This is a genomic window from Paraconexibacter sp., assembly GCF_041602235.1.
GTDB lineage: Bacteria > Actinomycetota > Thermoleophilia > Solirubrobacterales > Solirubrobacteraceae > Paraconexibacter.
This window is the reverse complement of sequence record NZ_JBFIGP010000344.1, coordinates 1-3,617: the sequence shown is the minus strand read 5'-3', so window position 1 is coordinate 3,617 and position 3,617 is coordinate 1. Positions and strand designations below refer to the sequence as shown.

At 72.2% G+C, this 3,617-nt stretch carries 4 protein-coding genes, 1 pseudogene and 1 riboswitch; of the genes and pseudogenes, 1 reads left to right on the top strand and 4 read right to left on the bottom strand.

The annotated features are described in order from the left end of the window. Window positions 1-14 precede the first annotated feature (14 nt). From ABYE80_RS18525 to ABYE80_RS18510, 4 genes are read right to left on the bottom strand one after another with little or no spacing between them, the layout of a single operon-like run. Entirely contained in the window at window positions 15-647 is a 633-nt protein-coding gene (locus ABYE80_RS18525; protein WP_372791786.1) for an RNA polymerase sigma factor, read from the bottom strand. Window positions 648-672: 25 nt separating this feature from the next. Further along, window positions 673-1,338 (bottom strand): hypothetical protein, encoded by a 666-nt coding sequence (locus tag ABYE80_RS18520; RefSeq protein WP_372791785.1) that lies wholly within the window; start codon window positions 1,336-1,338, stop codon window positions 673-675. Between the two features lie 2 nt (window positions 1,339-1,340). Then, the gene (locus ABYE80_RS18515) at window positions 1,341-1,919 is read right to left on the bottom strand and encodes a hypothetical protein (RefSeq protein WP_372791784.1); all 579 of its coding nucleotides are present in this window, start codon (window positions 1,917-1,919) and stop codon (window positions 1,341-1,343) included. Beyond that, window positions 1,909-2,367: a hypothetical protein gene (locus tag ABYE80_RS18510; protein WP_372791783.1), complete on the bottom strand. Its 459-nt coding sequence runs from the start codon at window positions 2,365-2,367 to the stop codon at window positions 1,909-1,911. The genes ABYE80_RS18515 and ABYE80_RS18510 overlap by 11 nt, the downstream gene beginning before the upstream one ends. Before the next feature lie 5 nt (window positions 2,368-2,372). Beyond that, window positions 2,373-2,461: riboswitch (SAM riboswitch) on the bottom strand. Between the two features lie 275 nt (window positions 2,462-2,736). On the opposite strand from ABYE80_RS18510, the pseudogene ABYE80_RS18505 reads away from it, so the two are divergent. After that, window positions 2,737-3,617: pseudogene (locus tag ABYE80_RS18505) on the top strand (hypothetical protein); the annotation flags it as partial.

Sequence of the window (3,617 nt, the reverse complement as noted above, 5' to 3'; positions counted from 1 at the left end):
CCGGTCGATGGCGGTCATGAGTACTGCTCCTTCAGCTCGTTGAGGCGCTTCAGTGCGCGCTTCTTGTTCTGGTCGACGACGTTGCGAGACACGCCGAGCGTCTCGGCGACCTCTTCCGGGGTCTTGCCCTTGCGCAACAGCTCGAACACCTCGCGCGGGCGCGAGGACAGCTGGGGCAGCGCCCAGTCGAGGAACTCGCGGCCGGCGGCGAAGAACTCCTCCAGCTCGATGTGGTCCTGCTCGTGTGCGGCCCGCTTGTCGTGCTCGGCCTCGTAGGCCTCCTCGACCCAGCCGGCGGGACCGTCCCCCTCGCGCGACGAGGCGTGGAGCGAGCGCTCGCCGAGAGCGCGGCGCTTCGCGGCCTTGCGCTGAACGTCGCTGCACGTGATCCGGGCCACCCCGTCCACCCGCGCGCGGAAGTCCTCGACGGTCGTGCCGTCGAAGTCGCGGCCGAGGTTGCGGGTGATCCGCAGCGATGCCTCGGACACCGCCTCGTCGAGCTCGTAGCCGTCGAACAGGACCCCGCTCGCGCGGTAGGCGACCTTCTGACGGATCCAGTCCCACTGCTCGGTGAAGAGCAGCCCCCAGAAGCGCTGGGCCTTCACCGGGTCCCCCGCGTCCTTCGCGCGGTGATAGTCGTCCAGCAATCGTTGTGAGCGTATGTCCACGTAGTCACCGTCGGTTGCCACTGCGGAGATCTGACACTCGCAGGTCGGTGTTGTCGCCGTGAAGCGTGGCGGGCTTCGCGGACGAGTCGGTCTTGGTGCTCGCGCGGCGCGCCGCCGGCGCGCGGTCGGGCACTGGCGTCCACTGCGGCATGTCGCATCCGCAGATCGGGCAGACGAGCGGGAAGAAGCCGTAGGTGCGCGCGAAGCTCGTGAGCTCGTCGGCCGACTCGACCAGGCGGCCCCGGCAGCCGGTGCAGCGGGTGTGCATCTGCCCGCTCGGCGCCGGGTCGGGGTCGAGCGTCACGATGCCGTCGGACAACCAGACCCGCTGGTAGCCCACGAGATCGGCCCACTCGACGATCGCGTCCAGGCCCTCCTGCGTGCCGAGGCACCGGACCTCGACGATGAGGTCGGTGACCGGCTTGGGCTCGCCGCACCCGTACTCGTCACCGTCCTCCTCGACCTCGGCGGCGAGAGCCGCGAGCTCGTCGGTCTCGACCGTCGGGTCCTGATCCTCGCGCAGGAAGGTCAGGTCGACGACCGTGACCCCCGCGCGACCGCGCGCGTCGAGCAGCGTCGCGATGGGGCCCCGGATCCTGAGATGGGGGCCCCACTGCACGGCGCGGACGACGCGGTCGCGGCGGACGGTGGCGCGGAGATCTGGGGTCATGGTCAGGAGTCGCTCGGCGGGGGTGGAATCTGACGGGGCCGTTCCGGCTCGCTTGAGTGACGCGCGATCTCGCTGTCGACCTCGACCGCGTGGGCGTCGGCGTCGTAGGCCGGGCGAGGTGTCTCGGGCACGTCCGGCGCTGCCCGCGGCGCGTGCACGTGGACGTGGTGATGGTGATGCTCGTCGACGTACGTCACGTGCCGCTCGGGATCGGCGATCGCGGACCCATCGTCCCTCGCTGGAGACGTGCCCCACATGTACAGGATGAGCAGCGGGACCCACCAGAAGTGGATCAGCACCGGCAGCATGCAGACCATCAGGAGCTTCGTGAGGGAGCCGAACGACCGCCAGGTCTCGGTGCGGCGGATCATCGCGAAGACCGCCCAGCCACAGCCGAGGAACGCTCCGCCGACAGCGCCGACGACACCGGCCGCGATGACGTCGTCACTGGAGGCGTCTGCCGGTCCCGACTGGTCCAGCACCGCTATCACGCCGACGACGGCGGCCGTGCAGGCCCACAGCAGCACGATCCCGACGAAGGACATGTGGTCCTGCTCGGGTGCCTTGCGATCAGCGCTCATCGGTCGCCCCCTGCTCGACGTGGGAGACGTTCCCCAGCAGGAACGCGGGCACTCTCCCCTGGGCCGCGAGGCCTCGCAGCTCGCGCAGCGTCTGGAGCACCGAGGCGTCCTGCCCCCCGAACACGGGCGCGCAGGCGTCGCACATGCGCCCCCCGCGCGGACTCGGACCGACGTTCTGCGCGCACACCGGGCAGAAGCGGTCGAGGCTGGCGAGAGCCGCCTGATGGACCGCCGCCTGGTCGCCGTGCCGCCCGCACTGGTAGCCGGCGGGGTTGCGCGTGCGGGCCATCGCGCCGATGACGCCGACGCACGGCTCGAGGCGACCGCAGAGCTGGCAGACGCCGACCCAGGAGTCGTGCTCCTTGGCGCGGTGCCCGTGCTCCTGGATGAGCTCCAGCAGGCGGATCGCCCACTCGGTCGTGCCTGGTTCGAGACTCGGTGCCGTCATGTGTTCCTCCATCGCTTCCGGCGTTCGCACCGTGCCTGTGGGCTGGTTGCGGCAGCGTCGTCGGGCCGGGTCCCTCGACTGCTCTGGATGGGTGTTTCTGCTGGTGGCGCGGATCGGGCCGCCGCCGTCGGGGTGATGGTCGTCGGCCGGGGTGAAGGTCTGACAGGCCGATGGCGTCGTCCGCGCGAGTGCGCACCCGGACCGCCGTCAGGAGGGGCACCGCTGCCACGACCCTTCTCGCGTGTCTGATCGTTCGTCCTCCTTCCCCGGGCCGTCCAAGCCCGTCGTCGTGCCCGCGCCCGGGCCGCCGCTGACGGTGCCCGTGCCGAAGCCGCCTGTGCCGAGTCCGACGAAACGTCCGGTCCCGGCATGAGCGCGCCGGTCGTCGGCTTTCGCGTGTGGCGGCGTGACGGCGATCGCCTCGTGCCGCTGGCGCCCTTCACCGCGGATTGGGATCCGGGCGACGTCACGGCGGTCTGCCGTCGCGGTGCCGAGCATCGCGCCCCCGGTCCGGCCTGCTCCTGTGGCCTGTACGCGCGGCACGATCCGCCGGCGGTGCCCGGCGCCGGATGGGTTCTCGGTGCGATCGTCGCCTGGGGACGACTTGAGGTGCACTACGACGGGTTCCGCGCCGAACATGCGCGCGTCGTGGCCTTCGCGGCGCCCGAGGCGCACGACGAGCCACTCGACGCGCTCGCTGCCGCGTACGGTGTTCGCGTCGTCCCGCTCGCCGGGCTCGTCGAGTACGCGAGCGAGTTCGGCGAGCCGCTCGCGCTGGAGTCCATCCCGGCGACCGCGGCGACGCTGCTCGCAAGCCTCGTGTCAGCGTGTCGTGACGCCGCCGCCCTGCGCCCCACGGCGGCCGCGGACCAGCGGCTCGTCGAGGTGACGGGCAGCCTCCTGGCGGCCCCGCAGGTCCAGTCTGGCGTCGACGACGATCCGTCCCGCGTCCTGCGACACGCGCTGCTGGCGACGGCCGCCGCGGTGCGAGCGGGCGACCCGGCGTCGGCGCTCGCTCGCTTCGAAGGGCTCGCGCGCGTGCGGCCCGCCGCCGTCTGGACGACAGCGGTGACGCTCGACGTGGCGCCTGCCGGTCCGTGTGCGCACCTGGCGCCGCTCGTCGACCTCACGATCGACGCGGCGATCCGCAGCCTCGGCTCGACGGTCAAGGCCGCGCTCGCCGCGGACCCGAGCGGCACGTCGGGACTGCCGTTGGGCGCGGCGTGGGAAGCCGTCGCGCTGGCCGGCGG

Excerpts from the sequence above, each read along its gene's own strand:
- ABYE80_RS18510 (WP_372791783.1), bottom strand. The coding sequence starts at position 2,367 with ATGACGGCACCGAGTCTCGAACCAGGCACGACCGAGTGGGCGATCCGC.
- ABYE80_RS18515 (WP_372791784.1), bottom strand. The coding sequence starts at position 1,919 with ATGAGCGCTGATCGCAAGGCACCCGAGCAGGACCACATGTCCTTCGTC.
- ABYE80_RS18520 (WP_372791785.1), bottom strand. The coding sequence starts at position 1,338 with ATGACCCCAGATCTCCGCGCCACCGTCCGCCGCGACCGCGTCGTCCGC.